The sequence below is a fragment of the Treponema sp. R8-4-B8 genome (assembly GCF_054786175.1).
This window is the reverse complement of the sequence record NZ_BDHE01000305.1, coordinates 1-508: the sequence shown is the minus strand read 5'-3', so window position 1 is coordinate 508 and position 508 is coordinate 1. Positions and strand designations below refer to the sequence as shown.

General features: G+C 41.9%; 1 protein-coding gene and 1 pseudogene. Both read right to left on the bottom strand.

Translation table 11 applies throughout. From position 1 onward, the window contains the following. Positions 1-189, bottom strand: a 189-nt coding sequence (locus ACYVRA_RS08520) for a hypothetical protein (RefSeq protein ID WP_461252292.1), incomplete at its 3' end; no start/stop codon positions are given. Next, positions 179-508, bottom strand: a pseudogene (locus ACYVRA_RS08515) (hypothetical protein); the annotation flags it as partial. The pseudogene ACYVRA_RS08515 and the gene ACYVRA_RS08520, both read right to left, overlap by 11 nt.

Below are 508 nucleotides of genomic sequence, written 5' to 3'. Positions count from 1 at the left end.
TACTTCATAGTATAAAACATATTCCTCATTATCCCAGACAAGGCGTTGTTTAAAAACCGGCTCCCCCGCGCTTGTATCAACATAATATCCCGGCTGTGACTCAGGCGAAGGCTCTTGCGCGTATAACAAGCCGGAAAATAAAAGAATTGCCGTAAATAAAAACATAAAAATAATTTTCTTACTGTCCATATAAAACCCCCGTTTTTTTTGTTTTTACGCGTCCTGGACGCGGAACATCAAGCATAAACTTATTCTCTCCCGGCGTTCCGCGCTGTTCCATTATTCCGTCCCTGTAGGAAACCGCTTCCACCTGCCAGTAGAATGTTCCGCTGTCATCAAACACGCTGTAATCATTAAATGTATATGTTAACTCTCCTATTGGGTCAGTCTGTAAAATCTGTTGTCTTCTTGGAAATGCGTCTTTCATAATTGACAGAATATAGGAATTGGCCCCGTCTACTCTTGCCCATGAAAAAACAATGCCCTCTCTTTGACGTAATTCTTCCGG